Source organism: Buttiauxella agrestis (assembly GCF_900446255.1).
GTDB classification, from domain to species: Bacteria; Pseudomonadota; Gammaproteobacteria; order Enterobacterales; family Enterobacteriaceae; genus Buttiauxella; species Buttiauxella agrestis.
On sequence record NZ_UIGI01000001.1, the window covers coordinates 557,810 to 577,535 of the forward strand.

The 19,726-nt window shown below is 50.9% G+C and carries 17 protein-coding genes; 6 read left to right on the forward strand and 11 right to left on the reverse strand.

The window, feature by feature from the left end; translation table 11 throughout:
* Positions 1-244: 244 nt before the first annotated feature.
* From potE to speFL, 3 genes are all read right to left on the reverse strand, one after another.
* On the reverse strand, positions 245-1,561 hold the full coding sequence (gene potE, locus DY231_RS02790; RefSeq protein WP_034498774.1) for a putrescine-ornithine antiporter: 1,317 nt from the start codon (positions 1,559-1,561) through the stop codon (positions 245-247).
* Between the two features lie 121 nt (positions 1,562-1,682).
* Positions 1,683-3,845, reverse strand: a complete 2,163-nt coding sequence (gene speF / locus DY231_RS02795; protein WP_115627190.1) for an ornithine decarboxylase SpeF — start codon at positions 3,843-3,845, stop codon at positions 1,683-1,685.
* 325 nt (positions 3,846-4,170) lie between these two features.
* Positions 4,171-4,275: a leader peptide SpeFL gene (speFL, locus tag DY231_RS02800; protein ID WP_115627191.1), complete on the reverse strand. Its 105-nt coding sequence runs from the start codon at positions 4,273-4,275 to the stop codon at positions 4,171-4,173.
* Positions 4,276-4,841: 566 nt separating this feature from the next.
* Between speFL and DY231_RS02805 the strand changes: the two genes are divergently transcribed.
* Complete coding sequence (locus DY231_RS02805; RefSeq protein WP_115627192.1) at positions 4,842-5,294, forward strand: NanQ anomerase/TabA/YiaL family protein; 453 nt, start codon at positions 4,842-4,844, stop codon at positions 5,292-5,294.
* A 43-nt stretch (positions 5,295-5,337) separates the two neighbouring features.
* Here DY231_RS02805 and argF read toward each other — a convergent pair whose 3' ends face one another.
* Positions 5,338-6,345, reverse strand: a complete 1,008-nt coding sequence (argF, locus tag DY231_RS02810; RefSeq protein WP_115627193.1) for an ornithine carbamoyltransferase — start codon at positions 6,343-6,345, stop codon at positions 5,338-5,340.
* Positions 6,342-6,410, reverse strand: coding sequence for a putative translational regulatory protein ArgL (argL, locus tag DY231_RS25670; protein ID WP_410374052.1), 69 nt, complete (start codon positions 6,408-6,410; stop codon positions 6,342-6,344). Before argL ends, argF begins: the two co-directional genes overlap by 4 nt.
* A gap of 98 nt (positions 6,411-6,508) precedes the next feature.
* Between argL and rraB the strand changes: the two genes are divergently transcribed.
* Together rraB and miaE are read left to right on the forward strand one after the other, a co-directional pair.
* Positions 6,509-6,934 (forward strand): ribonuclease E inhibitor RraB, encoded by a 426-nt coding sequence (rraB, locus tag DY231_RS02815; RefSeq protein WP_034498767.1) that lies wholly within the window; start codon positions 6,509-6,511, stop codon positions 6,932-6,934.
* Positions 6,935-6,990: 56 nt separating this feature from the next.
* Positions 6,991-7,749, forward strand: coding sequence for a tRNA isopentenyl-2-thiomethyl-A-37 hydroxylase MiaE (miaE, locus tag DY231_RS02820; RefSeq protein WP_115627194.1), 759 nt, complete (start codon positions 6,991-6,993; stop codon positions 7,747-7,749).
* Here miaE and DY231_RS02825 read toward each other — a convergent pair.
* From DY231_RS02825 to pepA, 4 genes are all read right to left on the reverse strand, one after another.
* Complete coding sequence (locus DY231_RS02825; RefSeq protein WP_115627195.1) at positions 7,746-8,249, reverse strand: GNAT family N-acetyltransferase; 504 nt, start codon at positions 8,247-8,249, stop codon at positions 7,746-7,748. The genes miaE and DY231_RS02825 overlap by 4 nt on opposite strands.
* 134 nt (positions 8,250-8,383) lie before the next feature.
* On the reverse strand, positions 8,384-11,239 hold the full coding sequence (locus DY231_RS02830; RefSeq protein ID WP_115627196.1) for a valine--tRNA ligase: 2,856 nt from the start codon (positions 11,237-11,239) through the stop codon (positions 8,384-8,386).
* A 6-nt stretch (positions 11,240-11,245) separates the two neighbouring features.
* Entirely contained in the window at positions 11,246-11,704 is a 459-nt protein-coding gene (locus tag DY231_RS02835; RefSeq protein ID WP_034459595.1) for a DNA polymerase III subunit chi, read from the reverse strand.
* 63 nt (positions 11,705-11,767) lie between these two features.
* Positions 11,768-13,279, reverse strand: coding sequence for a leucyl aminopeptidase (gene pepA / locus DY231_RS02840; protein ID WP_034498761.1), 1,512 nt, complete (start codon positions 13,277-13,279; stop codon positions 11,768-11,770).
* 275 nt (positions 13,280-13,554) lie between these two features.
* Between pepA and lptF the strand changes: the two genes are divergently transcribed.
* Both lptF and lptG read left to right on the forward strand, forming a co-directional pair.
* Positions 13,555-14,658, forward strand: coding sequence for an LPS export ABC transporter permease LptF (lptF, locus tag DY231_RS02850; protein WP_115627197.1), 1,104 nt, complete (start codon positions 13,555-13,557; stop codon positions 14,656-14,658).
* Positions 14,659-15,735 carry an LPS export ABC transporter permease LptG gene (gene lptG, locus DY231_RS02855; RefSeq protein ID WP_115627198.1) on the forward strand — a complete coding sequence of 359 codons (1,077 nt, stop codon included), beginning with the start codon at positions 14,659-14,661 and terminating at the stop codon, positions 15,733-15,735.
* Between the two features lie 55 nt (positions 15,736-15,790).
* Here the strand turns inward: lptG and DY231_RS02860 are convergent, their stop codons facing one another.
* Positions 15,791-17,293, reverse strand: coding sequence for a helicase HerA-like C-terminal domain-containing protein (locus DY231_RS02860; RefSeq protein WP_115627199.1), 1,503 nt, complete (start codon positions 17,291-17,293; stop codon positions 15,791-15,793).
* Positions 17,294-17,428: 135 nt separating this feature from the next.
* Between DY231_RS02860 and DY231_RS02865 the strand changes: the two genes are divergently transcribed.
* Complete coding sequence (locus tag DY231_RS02865; RefSeq protein ID WP_115627200.1) at positions 17,429-19,066, forward strand: glycerone kinase; 1,638 nt, start codon at positions 17,429-17,431, stop codon at positions 19,064-19,066.
* A gap of 55 nt (positions 19,067-19,121) precedes the next feature.
* Here DY231_RS02865 and DY231_RS02870 read toward each other — a convergent pair whose 3' ends face one another.
* Positions 19,122-19,622 carry a M48 metallopeptidase family protein gene (locus tag DY231_RS02870; RefSeq protein ID WP_115627201.1) on the reverse strand — a complete coding sequence of 167 codons (501 nt, stop codon included), beginning with the start codon at positions 19,620-19,622 and terminating at the stop codon, positions 19,122-19,124.
* Positions 19,623-19,726: the final 104 nt, after the last annotated feature.

Genomic DNA, 19,726 nt, shown 5'->3' on the forward strand with positions numbered 1-19,726 from the left:
CCCCTCAATGAGGGGCCTTTGGAATTGATTGAAGCAACGGAAAGAAAAACAGGTTAGCGCCGTCTTTCAGACGACGTTGTGTGGCATTTTTTTGAACACACTGGACCATGTTTCCTCCGGCAAATTGTGGCGCATTATACGCATGTAAGAGGACACTTCAAGCGAATAATTCACATATTTTGCCTGTTAGCAATCGGTTGCTGTGAATACTTATCCGCATTAAATCCCGCCGAAGGCGTGGCTCTCAGGCATTCTTATTGCGCAGTTCAAAGCGCGGTGAAATCAGGCCATACAACGTCCAGCCGAGGAACGTCACAATGGCGCCGTACATCATCGCTTCTTCACCAGATGAATACAGGGCGTAGAAGCTATACATCGCACCAATGAACGCGAAGATATTGGCAATGCGCGCTTTGTTCGGTGCCACATTCGCCACTTTCTGGATAATCACCAGCGCCGCCATCGACAGGATGTAAGGGATAATATTGGTGACTACCGCCAGGTTAACCAGCACGTTGAACTGTTTATTCAGCGATGGGCTGATGGTCATTAACGACAGCCCAGTCTGGATAAGCACGATAACAATCATGCCTTTTACAGGCGCATCGGCTTTGGTCAGTTTGGAGAAGACTTTAGGGAAATAGCCTTCATCAGCAGAGGATTTAAACACTTGAGCGATGGTGAACTGCCAGCCCAACAGCGAACCGACGCAAGACATAATCATCAACGCCATGATGATTTTACCTACGCCAGGTGTGAACATCTGCGCAAAGGCTAAACCAAACGGTGCGGTTGAATTGGCCAGGTCCATGTTTGGCACGATACCGGCAATCACGTTGGTAGAAATAATATAAACAACCGCCGCGCCCAACGTGCCGCCGAGTACCGCGATAGGCACATTACGCTCAGGATTTTCCACCACATCAGTATTTGCGCAGGCCGATTCCAAACCTAAGAATGCCCACAGCGTCATGGCGATAGAAGAACCGACTGCTTCAAAAACAGGAAGGTGGTGCGGGTTCCAGGACTCCATATATAAAGTCGGGCTAAACCAGAACCAGCCGATGACTGAAATCCCCAATACCGGAATAATCACGCCCCAGACGGTGACGCCGCTGATACGTCCGGTAATGCGTGCGCCGCCAAAGTTTGCCGCCGTGGCGAGCCACAATACGCCGATCGTGGCGACACAAATCCCGATTGGGGATAAGGTTGCATCGAGTAATTCGGTGCCGTAACCCACGGCTGAGATAGCAATCGCGACGTTGGCAATCAGCAGCGAAACCCCGTAGGTGTAGTTCGCCATAAAGTTGCCAGATTTGCCAAAGGCATACTCTGCGTAGCCGCCCATCCCGCCTGATTTACGACTAAACATCCCGCATTTCGCGAACGCGTAAGCCAGGGCCATCGAACCCAAAGCGGTCACTAACCATGAAATTATCGACAGCGTCCCCACTTCCGCTAATTTAGTCGGCAGCATGATGATCCCTGAGCCCATCATGTTTACCGCGGTTAAAATCGTGAGCTGAACGACGCCCATTTTGTTGTTAGTCTTACTCATAATCTGTTCCTTTAATAATTTTGAGTAGCGAAGAACCGGCAACGTCACGCTTCTTCGCTGTTTCTTTTTTTATGGAAGAATCAATTTTTGCCAGTAACCCTGACGCTTTTTGATTTCAAATTTATTGTTTAATAACATAGCCATAAGCGCGTTTTTTGCGGTCCTCATCCAGCTTGATATAAACCCCTTGTAACTCCGGCGCGAAGCCAGGTAACAAATTGATCCCTTCTTCCAGCGCCAGGAAATAACGCTGCACAGAGCCGCCCCAGATTTCCCCTGGAACCACACATAAAACGCCAGGAGGATAGGGCAGAGCACCTTCAGCGGCGATGCGACCTTCAACCTGCGATAACGCCACTAATTCAACGTTTCCGCGCACAAACTCAATGTTTGCCTGTTGAGGATTCATCACGACTTTCGGGAAGTGAGCCTTACGGAACATCTCTTTTTGCAGCTGTTTCACGTCATGGCTGACGTACAAATCGTGCATTTCCTGGCACAGCTGGCGGATGGTGTAGCCGTGGTAACGTTCTTCGTAGGCTTTGTAGATGGAGGGCAGAACGTCGCAGAGTGGCGCATCTTCTTCAATCAGGCGTTCAAAACGTGCAATCTGGGCAACAAGATGCTGCATCTTTGCCATATCTTCCGCAGGCGTCATCAGGAACAGAATGGAGTTCAGGTCGCATTTTTCCGGCACAATGCCGTTCTCGCGCAGGAAATTGGCGAGAATGGTCGCAGGGACACCAAACTTGTCGTACTCACCGGTTTGAACGTTGATACCTGGCGTGGTCAGCATCAGTTTGCAAGGATCAACGAAATATTGATGCTCTGCGTAGCCTTCAAATGAGTGCCAGCGATCGCCGGGGATGAAATTAAAGAAACGCAGATCGTTCGCCATCACCTCAGTATCAAAATCTTCCCATTTGCGGCCTTCGACTGTTTCTGGCACGAACGGGCGAATGTGTTTGCAGAGTTTTAACAGCAGCTTACGCGTCTCAATCCCCACTTTTACGCAGTCCATCCACATGCGTTTACCGCTTTCGCCTTCGTGCATTTTGGCGTTGACGTCCAGGGCTGCGAACAACGGATAGAACGGGCTGGTGGAGGCGTGCATCATAAACGCGTTGTTCATCCGCTTATGATTCACGTAACGATCCTGGCCTTTGATATGTTTATCTTTTTTATGAATTTGTGAGGTTTGGGAGAAGCCCGCTTGTTGCTTATGCACAGACTGCGTCACCAGAATCCCTGGATCGTTTTCATCTAGTTCGAGCAACAGCGGTGAGCAGTCATTCATCATCGGAATGAATTGCTCGTAACCTACCCATGCTGAATCAAACAAGATGTAGTCGCACAAATGACCAATCTTATCGACAACCTGACGCGCGTTATAAATGGTGCCGTCGTAAGTGCCTAACTGAATAACTGCCAGGCGGAACGGGCGTTTTTCAGCGCCACGATTTGGAGCCACTTCGCGCACTAAATCACGCAAATATTTTTCTTCAAAACAATGGGCATCAATACCACCGATAAAACCAAACGGGTTGCGAGCTGTTTCCAGATAAACAGGTGTGGCACCTGCCTGAATCAATGCGCCGTGGTGGTTTGATTTATGGTTATTACGGTCAAACAGCACCAAATCTCCCGGTGCCAGCAGCGCATTGAGCACCACTTTGTTTGAGGAAGACGTCCCGTTTAATACGAAGTAGGTTTTATCGGCGTTAAACACTTTCGCCGCATGCATTTGTGCGGTGCATGGTGCGCCTTCGTGAATCAGTAAATCGCCCATTGAGACGTCTGCGTTACACAAGTCGGAACGGAAGAGCGTTTCGCCAAAGTAATCAAAGAATTGGCGTCCGGCTGGGTGACGGCGGAAGAACTGACCCCCCTGGTGCCCTGGGCAGTCAAAAGCGGCATTGCCTTGCTGCACATATTCCACCAGGCTGCCAAAGAACGGCGGTAGCACTTCTTTTTCATATTTAACCGCTGCGGCTTCCAGTTGTTTACCGTAGAAATCTACGTTTCCATCGCACAATTCAAACACGCCGGTGACGCGTGGAAGCACTTCAGCAGGCAACTCTTCTTCACAACACACCGCGACAAAAATGGGAATGCCGAAGCCCGTTTGTTCAATAGTATTCAACATCCCTGAGATAGCATCTTTCACGGAAATAACAGCAGCAGACACATCAGTGAAATTAGTATGAGTAATATCGACGATTTCGCGATCGGTACTAAAGCATTCAGTTGTGCTGGTATTAACCGCTATTTTTAATTTTTCCATTTTGCTTATGTTCTCTAATGTTCGTAATGCGTAAAATTTAGATATGGCATAGCCGTCAGATATTCCCTGATGGGATTCCGATGCTTTATTATTTTTTAAAGGCAATAGCTACCCGCAATAATTCTTAATATGGAATTATTGATAAGAGTCGATAAATGCCAGGTGATTGATTCACCAGTCAGGCTTGTCTGTTAATTTGGATAGTCAAATGCCGCACGCAAAACAATGGATAATAGTAACCCTGTTCAATGGGTTACTGGGTTTATCAGTGTTTGGTGACAAGCAGGAACGAGTATCCGCAAAAGCAGATGCCGTTAGGGGGAGATTACTTAGAGTTGAAAAGGTGGAAGTCAAAGCAGCTACGATGTATCAGCATCATAATATGCGTAATACGTCGGATGTGCGGCATGGCCTTATTATTATTTTCCATTTTATATTTCCCTTCATTTTTGGAAATCGGGGCTATTGTAATCAGGCTAATTTATAAAACTGTGATGTCGGTCACTTTTGATTTTTGCGTAAATAACAAAACATCGTTTTATTTGAAAACTAATGAATAAGTTATCAATAATTGGGGTTATTAATATGTGAAGTTATCAATTGCAAAATGGAGAATATTTGAAAAATTAATCCGTCTGGAGCGGGATTAATCGCATTAATGTTTAGCTGGCAGCGGTTGAGCTTTAAAATTGCTAATAAAATGAAGCTCTATTGTTAATGAATTTCCTTCATGTCAGGCAGGCGGTGATATTCATCAGAATGCTTATTTTGTATTAGTTGGTGCATTTTTATTCATGATGGTGATGTTAGCAATAAATGCTATTTGCTTGCCATTTTTTGAATCATCTCTCTACTCACTCTTCCTCCGGTGGCTTTAATCAGTTGTTTGTACATTTTTTGGAGACAACACCGGTTTTCTAAAAAAACTCGTGGCGGCAAAAGATGAATGCTCGTATAAATATCGTAATAAAACATCGTTTCAAAAAGGTATTGATTATGATTATCGGCAACATTCATGCTTTGCAATCCTGGCTTCCGGAAGAACTGCGTCAGGCGATTGAACACGTTAAACAGCACATCACCCCAGAAACCCCGCTGGGCAAACATGATATCGACGGCAACCGCCTGTTTATGCTGGTTTCAGAAGACAGCACGCAGCCTATCGCAGAGCGCCCGGCTGAATTTCACCAGCGCTACCTGGACATTCAGATTGTGATGCGCGGCCAGGAAGGCATGACCTTTAGCAGTCTGCCTGCGGGCACACCTGAAACTGATTGGCTGGCTGATAAAGACATCGCATTCTTGCCAGAAGGTGAGCAGGAAAAAACCGTGATCCTGAATGAAGGGGATTTTGTGGTGTTCTATCCAGGTGAGGTGCACAAACCGTTGTGTGCGGTGGGGAAACCTGCGACCGTGCGTAAAGTCGTAGTGAAGATGTTGATGGCGTAATCAATGATGGTGGCGGATGGCTAGCGCCCTCCGCCATTAACTATTAAAGGTCAGCCAGCGTCGCGACCATCACCGCTTTAATGGTGTGCATCCGGTTTTCAGCCTGGTCAAATACCACGCTATTAGCCGACTCAAACACTTCATCTGTCACTTCCATTCCGCCGTGCATACCGTACTGCTCCGCCATTTGCTTGCCCAGCGTCGTTTGGTCATCGTGGAAAGCAGGCAGACAGTGCATGAATTTCACATCAGGATTGCCGGTCAGTGCCAGCATCTTGCTGTTTACCTGATATGCCCTTAACAGATTGATACGCTCAGCCCATTTTTCTTTGGCTTCACCCATCGACACCCACACATCGGTATAAATGAAGTCGGCACCTTTTACGCCCGCCGCGATATCTTCCGTCAGCGTAATGTTCCCGCCATTGTGAGCCGCTAGTGCCTGGCATTCCGTTACCAGTTTTTCATCCGGCCAGCAGGCTTGTGGGGCCACCAGGCGCAGGTTAAGCCCGGTGAGTGCGGCGGCCTCCAGCATTGAATTTCCCATGTTATTACGCGCATCACCGGCGTAAACCAGCGTCATCTGCTGGAATGTTTTGCCCGGCAATTGCTCTTGCATCGTCAGTAAGTCGGCCAGTAACTGCGTTGGATGAAACTCATTCGTCAGCCCGTTCCACACCGGTACACCCGCGTATTGTGCCAGCGTCTCAACGATTTCCTGGCCAAAACCACGATACTGAATACCGTCGTACATCCGGCCCAAAACGCGCGCAGTATCTTTAATTGATTCTTTATGCCCAATCTGGCTGCCGCTTGGGCCGAGATAAGTCACTCGCGCACCCTGGTCAAATGCGGCAACTTCGAAAGAGCACCTCGTACGAGTCGAGTCTTTTTCGAAGATGAGCGCGATGTTTTTACCAGTAAGATGCTGAACTTCATTGCCTTTTTTCTTGTCTTTTTTCAGGCTGGCTGAAAGGCCGAGGAGTTCGTGAAGTTGGGCAGGGGTGAAATCCAGTAATTTCAGAAAATGCTTTTGATAAAAGTGACTCATATTTTCCTCACATGGCGCACGCCATTTATTGAATATAAATTCAATTTATATGTATGGTTATTCATTTGCAACCCCTCGCGTAAAAACTTTAGCGGGAAAGGTGGAGGCAAACTCAGCCGTGTGTGAAAATAGAAGTATCTGCCTACAAATTGAGGAAAGGGCCATGGCAAATCCAGAACTGCTGGAAGAGCAACGCGAAGAAACGCGTTTGATTATTGAAGAATTACTGGAAGACGGCAGCGATCCTGATGCGCTGTACACTATCGAGCATCACCTTTCCGCAGATGATTTCGAAACTCTTGAGAAAGCCGCTGTTGAAGCATTCAAAATGGGTTACGAAGTCACTGACCCGGAAGAGCTGGAAGTTGAAGAGGGTGAAACAGTAATCTGCTGTGACGTGCTGAGTGAGTCTGCGCTGAAAGCTGAATTACTGGACGAGCAAGTCGAACAACTGCTGAACCTCGCCGAGAAATTCGGTGTGGAATATGACGGTTGGGGCACTTACTTCGAAGACCCGAACGGCGAAGACGGTGAAGAAGGCGATGACGAGGATGAAGTCGACGAAGACGACGACGGCGTGCGCCACTAATCTCTTCCGTGCAGCGGTGTGATGCCGCTGCACATCAAGGATCAATAATAACCCTTATGAACTACCCGCAACTCCTCTCCCCGGTATTGAATTTCCTGCATTGCCCCACGCCAGAAACCTGGATTGAAAAAGCCCGTCAGCCGGAGCATTTACCGTTATTGCTGACAGACCATCTGGTGTGCGAACTCAAAGCTGCGCAAACTGCGATGTTTTTGATTCGCAAATACGTTGCCGATAAAACCAGTGCCCAGCTGTTGCTGGACTGGTTAAAGCCGTATGAGGATTTTACTTTTCGTGAAGGTGCCGAGCCTGACTTCATCGCACTTCATAAGAGCCTGAGCAAAAGCGTGATGCCCAAAACGGACAGCGCCTGGGGCCAGCAGCTTATCGACAGCATGGTTTTGTTGATTAAAGAAGAGCTGCATCACTTCTGGCAGGTGCGCGAGATAATGGTCGCCCGCAACATCCCCTACGTGAAAATCACCGCCAGTCGTTACGCCAAAAGTTTGCTGAGCGAAACGCGAACGCACGAGCCTGTCATGCTGGTGGATAAACTGATTTGTGGGGCGTATATCGAAGCGCGTTCCTGTGAGCGTTTTGCCGCACTGGCACCGCATCTGGATGACGATCTACAGAAATTCTATTTGTCGCTATTGCGTTCAGAAGCCCGGCATTATCAGGATTATTTAGCATTAGCCGAACAAATTGCCGGGAGAGATATCAGCGATCGGGTGCGTTTCTTTGGGGAAGTCGAGGCCGCTTTAATTAGCAGCCCGGATAGCGAATTCCGTTTTCATAGTGGCGTGCCGACTTAAAGCGTTCTGAGCATTCGCACTTCGCAATCAACATGCCCGGTGCAGCCCAGTGGCTCAGTAATATGTTCGAACCCTAAGCGTTCATACAGCGCGATAGCTTCTGTCAGGAATGCCGTCGTTTCGAGGTAGCAGCGCTTGAATCCTTCTTCGCGGGCGAAATCCATCGCCTGCAATGCCAGCCTTTTTGCCAGTCCTTTGCCACGCACCACCGGCAGGAAATACATCTTCTGCAATTCACAAATATCCGGCTCGCTACAGGTTAACGGCGCGACGCCTCCGCCACCAACCACTTTGCCGTCCAGCTCCACAATCCAGAACGCGTGTCCTGCCTGGCTGTAAACCTGAAACAGTTCATCCAGATTAGGGTCTGCAACGGTATAGCCTTTATCGGCAGTTAAACCATATTCAGCAGAGACTTCGCGGATTACACCCGCGATAGCCGCATTGTCGTGGGCGGTTATCCGGCGTAGAGCGATTTCAACCGGAGCGGTAATATTCATAATAAGACTCGAGATCCTTTAAATATATATTGCGAGTTAATAGCACTCTCGTAAAAAGGGTGCAAGAGAGAGCTTTTTAATCATGCATAAAAAAGGCCGGGAATTTCCCGGCCTTTGACTTTCAGCGAAACGAATTACAGTGCGGCAATCGTCGCTTTCTGTTCGGTCAGTTTCACTTTAGCTTCGCCACAGGCAGCCAGACGTTCGCGCTCTTTTGCGACAACGGCTTCTGGCGCGCGCGCCACGAAACCTTCGTTAGACAGCTTGTTTTCGATGGCTGTAATTTCAACATCCAGCTTCGCCATCTCTTTATCCAGACGCGCAAGTTCAGCGGCTTTATCGACCAGGCCCGCCATTGGAATCAACAGTTCTGCACCTTCGATGATTTTGGTCACGGAAACCGGGCCTTTATCATCAGCAGGCAGCAGGGTGATGCTTTCCAGACGCGCCAGGTTTTGCAGGAAGGTACGGTTCGCATTTACGCGACGTTCCGCTTCTGCACTGACGTTACGCAGCAATACTGGCAGCGGTTTGCCCGGAGAGATGTTCATCTCAGCACGCACGTTACGCACCGCAGTGATTGCCAGCTTCAGCCACTCGGTATCGGCAAACGCAGCTTCATCGTCCTGAGCGCTGTTATACGCCGGGAACGGTTGCAGCATAATGGTATCTTCGGTGATGCCTTTGAAGGTTTTCACGCGCTGCCAGATGGTTTCAGTGATGAATGGAATGATTGGGTGCGCAAGACGCAGCAGCCCTTCCAGCACGTTGATCAGCGTATTACGCGTACCGCGCAGTTCCGCTTCTGTGCCGCTGTTCATTACCGGTTTGGTCAGCTCCAGATACCAGTCACAGAACTGGTTCCAGGTGAATTCATACAGAATGTTAGCAGCGATATCAAAACGATAGCTGTCCAGCGCTTCACGATATGCTTTCACCGTACGGTTGAATTCCGCCAAAATCCAGCGGTCTGCCAGAGACAGAACCATTTCGCCGCCGTTAAAGCCGCAATCCTGGTCTTCGGTATTCATCATCACGAAACGGCTGGCGTTCCACAGCTTGTTACAGAAGTTACGATAACCTTCCAGGCGCTTCATGTCCCAGTTGATGTCGCGACCGGTTGACGCCAGAGCTGCCAGTGTAAAGCGCAGTGCATCGGTGCCGTGCGGTTCGATGCCGTTCGGGAATTGCTTCTCGGTGCGCTTGCGGATTTTCTCAGCCAGCTGCGGCTGCATCATGTTGCCGGTACGCTTCTCGAGCAGATCTTCCAGGGAAATACCGTCAACCATATCCAGTGGATCGATGACGTTACCCTTGGACTTAGACATTTTCTGCCCTTCGTCATCACGGATAAGACCGGTCATATAGACAGTTTTAAACGGAACCTGTGGTTTGCCGTCTTCATCTTTGATGAAGTGCATGGTCAGCATGATCATGCGTGCAATCCAGAAGAAGATGATGTCGAAGCCGCTGACCATCACGCTGGTTGGGTGGAAGGTGCGCAGCGCTTCGGTGTTCTCAGGCCAGCCCAGCGTGGAGAACGTCCACAGACCGGAAGAGAACCACGTGTCCAGCACGTCTTCGTCCTGGTTCAGTGCAACGTCTGCACCTAAATTGTTTTCAGCGCGAACTTCCGCTTCGTTGCGGCCGACATACACGTTGCCTTCGGCATCGTACCAGGCCGGAATGCGATGACCCCACCAAAGTTGACGAGAAATACACCAGTCCTGAATATCACGCATCCAGGAGAAGTACATGTTTTCGTACTGTTTTGGCACGAACTGAATGTCGCCTTGCTCAACCGCTTCTACCGCAACTTTCGCCAGCGGTGCAGTGCGCACGTACCATTGGTCGGTCAGCATTGGCTCGATAACCACGCCGCCACGGTCGCCGTAAGGTACGGTCAAATCGTGTGGTTTGATCTCTTCGAGCAGACCCATTTCGTCGAATTTAGCGACAACAGCTTTACGTGCAGCAAAGCGTTCCAGTTTCTGGAACTCAGCCGGGATTTCGTTGCTATACAGATCGGCTTCTTCGCCGTTGGTATCGAACACTTCTGCCGTTTCGCGGATGTCACCGTCGAAGGTCAGAATGTTGATCATTGGCAGGGCGTGACGACGGCCAACTTCGTAGTCGTTGAAGTCGTGAGCAGGCGTGATCTTCACGCAGCCGGTGCCTTTTTCCATGTCGGCGTGTTCATCGCCCACGATCGGAATAAGACGGTTAACCAGCGGTAGCACCACAAATTTACCGATCAGATCTTTATAGCGCGGATCTTCCGGGTTTACTGCCACGCCGGTATCACCGAGCACGGTTTCCGGACGGGTAGTCGCGACAACCAGGTAATCTTTGCCATCAGCGGTTTTCGCGCCGTCAGCCAGCGGATAACGCAGGTGCCACATGGAACCTTTGGACTCGCGGTTTTCCACTTCCAGATCGGAAATCGCGGTACGCAGTTTCGGGTCCCAGTTTACCAGGCGCTTGCCGCGATAAATCAAATCTTCTTTGTACAGGCGAACGAACACTTCTTTCACCGCGTTGGACAGGCCTTCGTCCATGGTGAAGCGCTCGCGCTCCCAGTCTACGGAGTTGCCAAGACGACGCATCTGACGGGTGATGGTGCCACCAGACTCTGCCTTCCATTGCCAGATTTTGTCGATAAAGGCGTCACGGCCATAATCATGGCGTGTTTTGCCTTCTTCGGCGGCAATTTTGCGCTCAACGACCATTTGCGTTGCGATGCCGGCGTGGTCAGTCCCCGCCTGCCACAGGGTGTTTTTACCCTGCATGCGCTGGTAACGAATCATGGTGTCCATGATCGTTTGCTGGAAGGCGTGACCCATATGCAAGCTGCCGGTAACGTTCGGCGGCGGGATCATGATGCAGAAGCTTTCCTGGCTGGTATCGCCATTTGGCTTAAAGTAGCCCTGCTGTTCCCAATGCTCGTAAAGCGGCTGTTCGATATCTTGCGGGTTATATGTCTTTTCCATTGTCTGCTATGTCGTTCCCGGCGGGGTATGAGTCGCCGTAGTCAAGTGGAAACCAGCAACGCGATAGGCTTTGTAGCGATCGCGGGCCAGTTGTTTTTGAGTGTCTTCGTAAGGTACGAAGTCTATCACTTCATGGAAAGCGGTGGCAAAATCTGCGAACTGCGGCAACAGGCTAATCAGCACATCGCGTGGTGAACTTCCACGTCGTTGCGGCCAGGCCAGTTCCACCGGGGCGCCATAACGTGGCCCTTCACCGGCAAGATTATGAGGGACAAATGCGTGCGCATCGCGCTGCCAGAGTGCTTCATCCAGACGGATAGCCTGTTGTTCATCAACACATGCAATCAGCAGGCGCTTGCCTGCGCGAAAGCTTTCTGCCGCCAGTTCACAAACCAACGCTTCAACGGCACTCAACTCACCGGAAGGCGTGTCGTTGTCGAGCAGGTAGAACGTCGCGTTTTTCATTGAGCCAGCTTTTTCCAGGTAATGGGTTTTACCCTCTCCCGGAGGAGAGGGTGAGGGCGTAAATCACTCTTCGCCGTTAAACCCTGAACGGTTCAACAAGAATTGTGACAACAGCGCCACCGGGCGGCCAGTCGCACCTTTGGCTTTACCAGAACGCCATGCCGTACCTGCGATATCCAGGTGCGCCCAATTGTACTTACGGGTAAAGCGCGACAGGAAGCAGGCTGCGGTAATTGCGCCGCCAGGACGGCCACCAATGTTTGCCATATCAGCAAAGTTGGATTCCAGTTGATCCTGATACTCATCGCTGATTGGCAGACGCCACGCACGGTCACCCGCTTGTTCGGACGCGCCGATAAGCTCGTGCGCCAGCGGATTGTGGTTAGACATCAAACCGGTAATGTGATGGCCAAGGGCAATCACACACGCGCCGGTCAATGTCGCCACGTCGATAACCACATCTGGCTCGAAGCGCTCAACATAGGTCAGCACATCACACAGCACCAGGCGGCCTTCTGCGTCAGTGTTCAGCACTTCTACCGTCTGGCCGGACATGGTAGTCAGCACGTCGCCTGGGCGATATGCACGCCCGCCAGGCATATTCTCACAGCCTGCCAGCACGCCAATCACGTTAATCGGCAGATTCAGTTCGGCTACCATGCGCATCACGCCGTAAACAGAAGCGGCACCGCACATGTCGTATTTCATCTCGTCCATGCCTTCGGCAGGTTTGATGGAAATACCGCCGGAGTCGAACGTCAGGCCTTTACCCACCAGCACGATTGGACGCACTTCAGGATCGGTGCTGCCTTTGTACTCGATGACGGACATCAGCGATTCGTTCTGGGAACCATCCCCTACCGCGAGGTAAGAGTGCATGCCCAGCTCTTTCATCTGCTGTTCGCCAATCACGCGAGTCACTACGTTTTTGCTGAAAGCATCCGCTAACTGACGTGCCTGAGAAGCCAGGTAAGCAGGATTACAGATATTTGGTGGCATATTGCCCAAATCTTTCGCGGCTTTAATGCCCGCAGCAATCGCCAGACCGTGCTGAATCGCACGTTCACCGCTGGTCAGCTCGCGGCGAGTTGGCACATTAAAGACCATTTTACGCAGCGGGCGACGTGGCTCGCTTTTGTTGGTCTTCAACTGATCGAAGCTATACAAAGACTCTTTTGCCGTTTCCACTGCCTGGCGTACTTTCCAGTAAGTGTTGCGGCCTTTAACGTGCAGTTCGGTCAGGAAGCAAACGGCTTCCATCGAGCCAGTATCATTTAGAGTATTAATTGTTTTCTGGATAACTTGCTTATACTGACGTTCATCCAGCTCACGCTCTTTGCCACACCCAATCAGCAGAATGCGCTCGGAGAGCACGTTCGGAACGTGGTGAAGCAATAAAGTTTGACCGGGTTTTCCCTCAAGCTCACCACGGCGCAAAAGCGCGCTGATGTAGCCATCGCTGATTTTATCGAGTTGTTCGGCGACCGGGGACAGGCGACGCGGTTCAAAGACTCCCACAACGATGCAGGCACTACGCTGTTTCTCGGGGCTACCGCTTTTTACACTGAACTCCATGCACTACGCTCCTGAATCTTAAAGACAACGGCGGTGGCTACGGCTAGAATTGCAAGCTTTCGTAACTCATCTCCGCGGTTGCGATGACTTCGTGTTAATCTTACGAGTATGTTTTTACAGTTTCGGCGACGTCATTTAAATCACCCTGCGCCAGAATCATGCCGGGCTTTTTAATCTTAGCGATGTTTTCGACGACTCAAGAGAATAAATGACGTATAAGCGATGAAACAAGCGATTTTCCTGCAAAAAGACTCGTTTTCACAGGCGTATTTAATGTGATTATCATAAGATATCTGGTTCGGGAGACGCTCAAAAGCCAACTTGCGATCCTTTTCATCCTGCTGCTGATCTTTTTTTGTCAGAAGCTGGTCAGGATACTGGGTGCGGCGGTTGACGGCGAAATTCCGACAAATCTCGTATTTTCCCTTTTAGGACTGGGTGTGCCTGAAATGGCGCAGCTCATCCTGCCTCTTAGCCTTTTCCTTGGGCTACTCATGACGCTTGGCCGTTTGTATACCGAGAGTGAAATCACGGTAATGCATGCCTGTGGCTTGAGTAAAGCGGTGCTTATCAAAGCTGCAATGATTCTCGCACTCTTTACCGGCGTAGTCGCAACCGTCAACGTGATGTGGGCAGGACCATGGTCCTCTCGTCACCAGGACGAAGTGTTGGCGGAAGCCAAGGCTAACCCTGGAATGGCGGCACTCGCTCAGGGGCAGTTCCAGCAAGCGACGGACGGTAACTCTGTGCTGTTTATTGAAAGCGTAGACGGCGCCAGCTTCAAAGATGTGTTCCTTGCGCAATTACGCCCGAAAGGCAATGCGCGCCCTTCCGTGGTGGTGGCAGATTCCGGCCAGTTATCTCAACGCCCGGACGGCTCGCAGGTTGTCACGCTAAACACCGGCACACGCTTTGAAGGGACCGCGTTATTGCGCGATTTCCGCATTACCGACTTCCAGGATTACCAGGCGATTGTAGGGCACCAGACCGTAGCGCTTGACCCTGATGATTCCAGTCAGATGTACCTACGTACTTTATGGGCAAGCGATGCGCCGAATGCGCGAGCCGAACTGCACTGGCGTTTAACGCTGATTGTGACCGTATTTATTATGGCATTGATGGTGGTTCCGTTAAGCGTGGTCAACCCGCGCCAGGGGCGTGTGCTTTCTATGTTGCCTGCCATGTTGCTCTATCTGGTCTTCTTCCTGCTTCAGACCTCGCTGAAATCTAACGCGGCGAAGGGGAAAATCGACCCGATGATTTGGATGTGGTTGGTTAACCTGGTTTATTTTGCCATCGCAGTGGTGCTTAACGTGTGGGACACGGTGCCGATGCGCCAGCTACGTGCGCGCTTTAGCAGAACACGAGGAGCGGCATAAATGTTTGGTGTTCTCGACCGTTATATCGGTAAAACCATCTTCACCACCATCATGATGACATTGTTCATGCTGGTGTCGCTGTCGGGCATTATTAAGTTTGTCGACCAGCTCAAAAAAGCCGGGCAGGGCAGTTATTCCGCTTTAGGTGCGGGTGTGTATACCGTTCTGAGTGTGCCAAAAGACATTCAAATCTTCTTCCCAATGGCTGCACTGCTTGGTGCATTGCTGGGGTTGGGGATGCTGGCGCAACGTAGTGAGCTGGTTGTCATGCAGGCATCGGGTTTTACGCGTCTGCAAATTGCATTGTCAGTAATGAAAACGGCGATTCCGTTAGTATTGCTGACGATGGCGATTGGTGAATGGGTTGCCCCGCAAGGCGAACAAATGGCGCGTAACTACCGCGCACAGCAAATGTACGGCGGTTCGTTGTTAACCACGCAGCAAGGTTTGTGGGCAAAAGATGGCCAGAACTTCGTCTATATCGAACGCGTGAAAAGCGACAACGACCTCGCGGGCATCAGCATCTACAGCTTTAACCAGGATCGTCGGTTGCAATCGGTTCGCTATGCCGCCTCCGCACAGTACGATGCGGAACATAAAGTATGGCGATTGTCTCAGGTTGATGAATCTAACCTGAGCAATGAGAAACAAATTACCGGTGCTCAGACTGTGAGCGGTGAGTGGAAAACCAAACTCACGCCCGACAAGCTAGGTGTTGTTGCTCTGGACCCGGATGCACTCTCGATAAGCGGCCTGCACAATTACGTGAAGTACCTGAAGTCCAGCGGGCAAGACGCCGGGCGTTATCAGCTCAATATGTGGAGCAAAATCTTTGCGCCGCTTTCTGTTGCGGTGATGATGCTGATGGCTCTGTCGTTCATCTTCGGGCCGCTGCGTAGCGTGCCAATGGGTGTGCGTGTTGTCACCGGTATCAGCTTCGGTTTCGTGTTCTACGTGCTCGACCAAATCTTTGGCCCACTAAGCCTGGTGTATAACATTCCGCCGATTCTCGGTGCGTTGTTGCCAAGTGCCACGTTCTTCCTCATTAGCTTATGGTTAATGATGAAGCGCTCATAAGATATTGTTATTATGTATGGAACTCTTTTCTTAGGGGAAGAGTTCCATACAAGATTTATCGTTTACGCCCGCCCATAATGCTCCCCAACACACCGCGTATAATTTGATTCGTCACCTGGCGTGCAGCGCTTTTCGCCATGGTTTGCACGACGCCATCTTTCTTGCCGCCGCGTGGCCCGGTGGTGCCAAACAGAATATCCTTCAGCCCGCCAAGAATACCGTTATCAACGGCTACTGATTCGCCTTTCACGGGTGGTGCATTTTGTTGCTCGCCTGCGGCCTGAACACCTTGTTGCAGGCGCTCATAAGCCGATTCACGGTCAACGGTTTCGTCGTATTTCCCGTACAGTGGCGAGTGGTTCAGCAGCCCATTTCGTTCATCGTCAGTCACTGGCCCCATACGTGAACAAGGGGCGATCACCATTGCGCGTTCGACCACCGTCGGGCTGCCTTTTTCATCCAGCAAAGAGATGAGAGCTTCGCCTGTACCCAACTCCTGAATCGCTTTTTCAGTATCAAATTTAGGGTTAGCACGCATGGTTTGCGCCGCGGCTTTCACCGCTTTCTGATCTTTGGGAGTAAAGGCGCGCAGTGCATGTTGAATGCGATTACCGAGCTGCCCCAGCACCGTATCCGGAATATCTGATGGATTCTGGGAGACAAAGTAAACGCCAACGCCTTTAGAACGGATCAGGCGAATCACCTGCTCGATTTTATCGAGCAGCACTTGCGGCGCATCGTTAAACAGCAGATGGGCTTCATCAAAGAAGAACACCAGCTTCGGTTTCTCCAGATCCCCCGCTTCGGGCAACTGCTCATAGATTTCTGACAACATCCAGAGCAAACTGGCAGCATACAGCTTCGGCATTTGATAGAGCTTTTCGGCGGATAAGATATTGATAATGCCTTTGCCGTTGGCATCGGTGCGCATCCAGTCTTTGATATCCAGCATCGGCTCGCCAAAGAAATACTCGGCACCTTGTTGTTCAAGCTGCAACAACCCGCGCTGAATGGCTCCGACAGACGCACTGCTGATATTGCCGTATTGGTTCTGGAATGATTTGGCGTTATCGCCGATATACTGAGTCGCCGCGCGTAGATCTTTGAAGTCGAGGAGTAACAGGCCCTGATCGTCAGCAATACGGAAGATGATTTGCAGCACCCCGGCCTGAATGTCGTTGAGGTTGAGTAACCGTGAAAGCAGGAGTGGCCCGAGGTCAGAAACCGTTGCCCGCACCGGGTGGCCTTTCTCGCCGAAGATATCCCACAGCACCACTGGATTACCATGTGGCGACCAGTCATTCACACCGATTTTTGCAAGCCTTGCGAGCAGCTTTTCAGACTCGACGCCAGCTTGTGCAACGCCGGTGAGATCGCCCTTAACATCCGCCATAAATACCGGCACACCAATTTCGGAAAACGATTCGGCCAGCTTTTGCAGCGTGACAGTTTTACCTGTACCTGTAGCGCCGGTTATCAGCCCATGACGGTTCGCCATACTGGGCAGCAAATGCAGTTCTTGTTCGGTGGTTCTGGCAATCAGGAGCGGCGCAATCATGATGAATTCCCTGTGGCGACATTTCCATAAGCATAGCAAGCGGCAGACGTTCGTCATTAGCCAAAATCCAGGATTGCGGCAGCTCTCGCAGCAAAGGCTATGCTTTGCATATGTATTACTTATTATTGGGAAACTATGTCCAGATTCTTCTTTAACGACCGTAAGCACATGGTCGACGACGCCATTGAAGGCGTCATCATCAGCTCTCGTTTTCGCAATCTGACCCGTTTAGATACTGACCCCGCTATCCGCGTCGTCGTGCGCAAAGACTGGAACAAAAGCAAAGTCGCGATAATTTCTGGTGGTGGTTCTGGCCATGAACCGGCACATGCAGGATTTGTCGGTAAAGGGATGTTAACTGCGGCAGTGTGTGGCGATTTATTTGCCTCGCCGAGTGTAGACGCTGTGTTGAACGCGATTGTGGCAGTGACTGGCGACCGGGGTTGTCTACTCATCGTCAAAAACTACACCGGCGATCGTCTGAATTTCGGCCTCGCCGCTGAACGCGCTAAAAAGCATGGGCTGAAAGTCGAGATGGTTATCGTCGGCGATGATATTTCGCTGCCCGACAATAAACAGCCGCGAGGCATTGCCGGAACGATTTTAGTGCACAAAATTGCGGGCTATGCCGCAGAGCAGGGCAAGTCATTAAGCGATGTTCGAGACATCGCGCAACTTGCTTGCGACAGCATTGCCAGCATGGGTGTCGCCATGCAAACCTGCAATCTGCCGGGTCAGAATGATGAAGAAGGGCGCATCAAAAAAGGTCATGTTGAGTTGGGCCTCGGGATTCACGGCGAGCCTGGAGCCAGCACAGTTGATAGCCAAAACAGCCAGAAGACGATTACCGCGTTAGTTAAACAGCTGCGTAAGGCAACGGGGCCGAAAGCCCGGCTTGCGGTGCTTATCAATAACCTTGGCGGAACATCTGCGCTGGAAATGGCCCTGCTGACGAAAGAGCTGGTGCATTCAGAACTCAAAGAGCAAATCGACTATTTGATTGGCCCAGGCGCACTGGTGACTGCCTTAGATATGAAAGGGTTCTCGCTTTCTGCCATCGCGCTTAATGAGACATTTATCGAAGCGTTGCAGGCCGATGTTGAAACTGCGGGCTGGCAACCGCTGGTGAAACTCGACCCAATGCCGCTGCAAAAGCACCGCGTGATCCACGGCGGAACCCATGCGAAACCGTCGGAAAACGACGCCGTTAAAGCGCTGGTCGCCACCATTACCCGCACGCTTATCGAGCAGGAAGATGCATTGAATGCGCTGGATGCCAAAGTGGGCGATGGCGATACCGGCTCGACGTTCGCGCTGGGGGCGAGGGAAATCGCGCAGCTTAACGATGACGGCAAGCTGCCATTAAACGACACGGCGGCACTGCTGGAATTAATAGGCGAGCGTTTAGCCACGGTCATGGGCGGTTCGAGCGGCGTGTTGATGTCGATTTTCTTTACCGCCAGCGGGCAGGAAGTCGCTAAAAAGCAGCCTCTTGCCAACGCTTTACTGTTTGGGCTTGAGCAGATGAAACGTTACGGCGGCGCTGATTTAGGCGATCGCACCCTAATCGACGCGTTGCAGCCCGCGCTCGAAGCCTTGAAAAACAGCGACCTCAGTGCTGCGGTGACGGCTGCGAATAAAGGGGCAGAAGCTACCGCGCAGATGCAAAAAGCTAACGCCGGGCGCTCATCATACGTGAACAGCGAAAACCTTAATGGGGTGAAAGACCCCGGTGCGGTGGCGATTGCGGCGGTGTTTGCAGGAATGAAGTGATTGTGTCGATTTTGCAGGGTGGATAAGCGCTAGCGTCATCCACCCTTTTCCCCGGTTAAGCCTGGCCACTTAACGCCATTTGCGTCAACCAAAGCCGCGTATCAAACTCAAGCTGATGATATTGCGGCTCCATATGGCAGCACAGCGAGTAAAACGCCTTGTTGTGATCCTTCTCTTTCAGGTGTGCCAGCTCGTGAACCACAATCATGCGTAAAAAGGCTTCTGGCCCATTTTTAAACACCGTTGCCACGCGAATCTCCGCTTTAGCTTTCAGCTTATTTCCCTGAACGCGCGACACCGCCGTGTGCAAACCCAACGCATTATTCAGCACATGAATTTTGCTGTCATACGCCACTTTATTAATCGGCGGCGCATTGCGCAGAAACTGGTTCTTCAAATCTTGCGTCCAGGCATACAGCGCTTTGTCGGTGGTGATGTTGTGCGTATCCGGGTAGCGTTTTTGCAGCACTTCGCCCAGACGTTGTTCCGCAATCAGGGTACGAACCTGCGAGAGCAAATGTTCCGGATATCCCTGCAGATAAGTTAAATTGCTCATGAGTTCTCTCTTGCTTGACGTCTTTCAAAAGGCAGTTTGGAAAAAAAAGGGTATACTCACGCCCCCATTCGGGGATTAGCCGAAATTTTACCATCCAGGAGGGC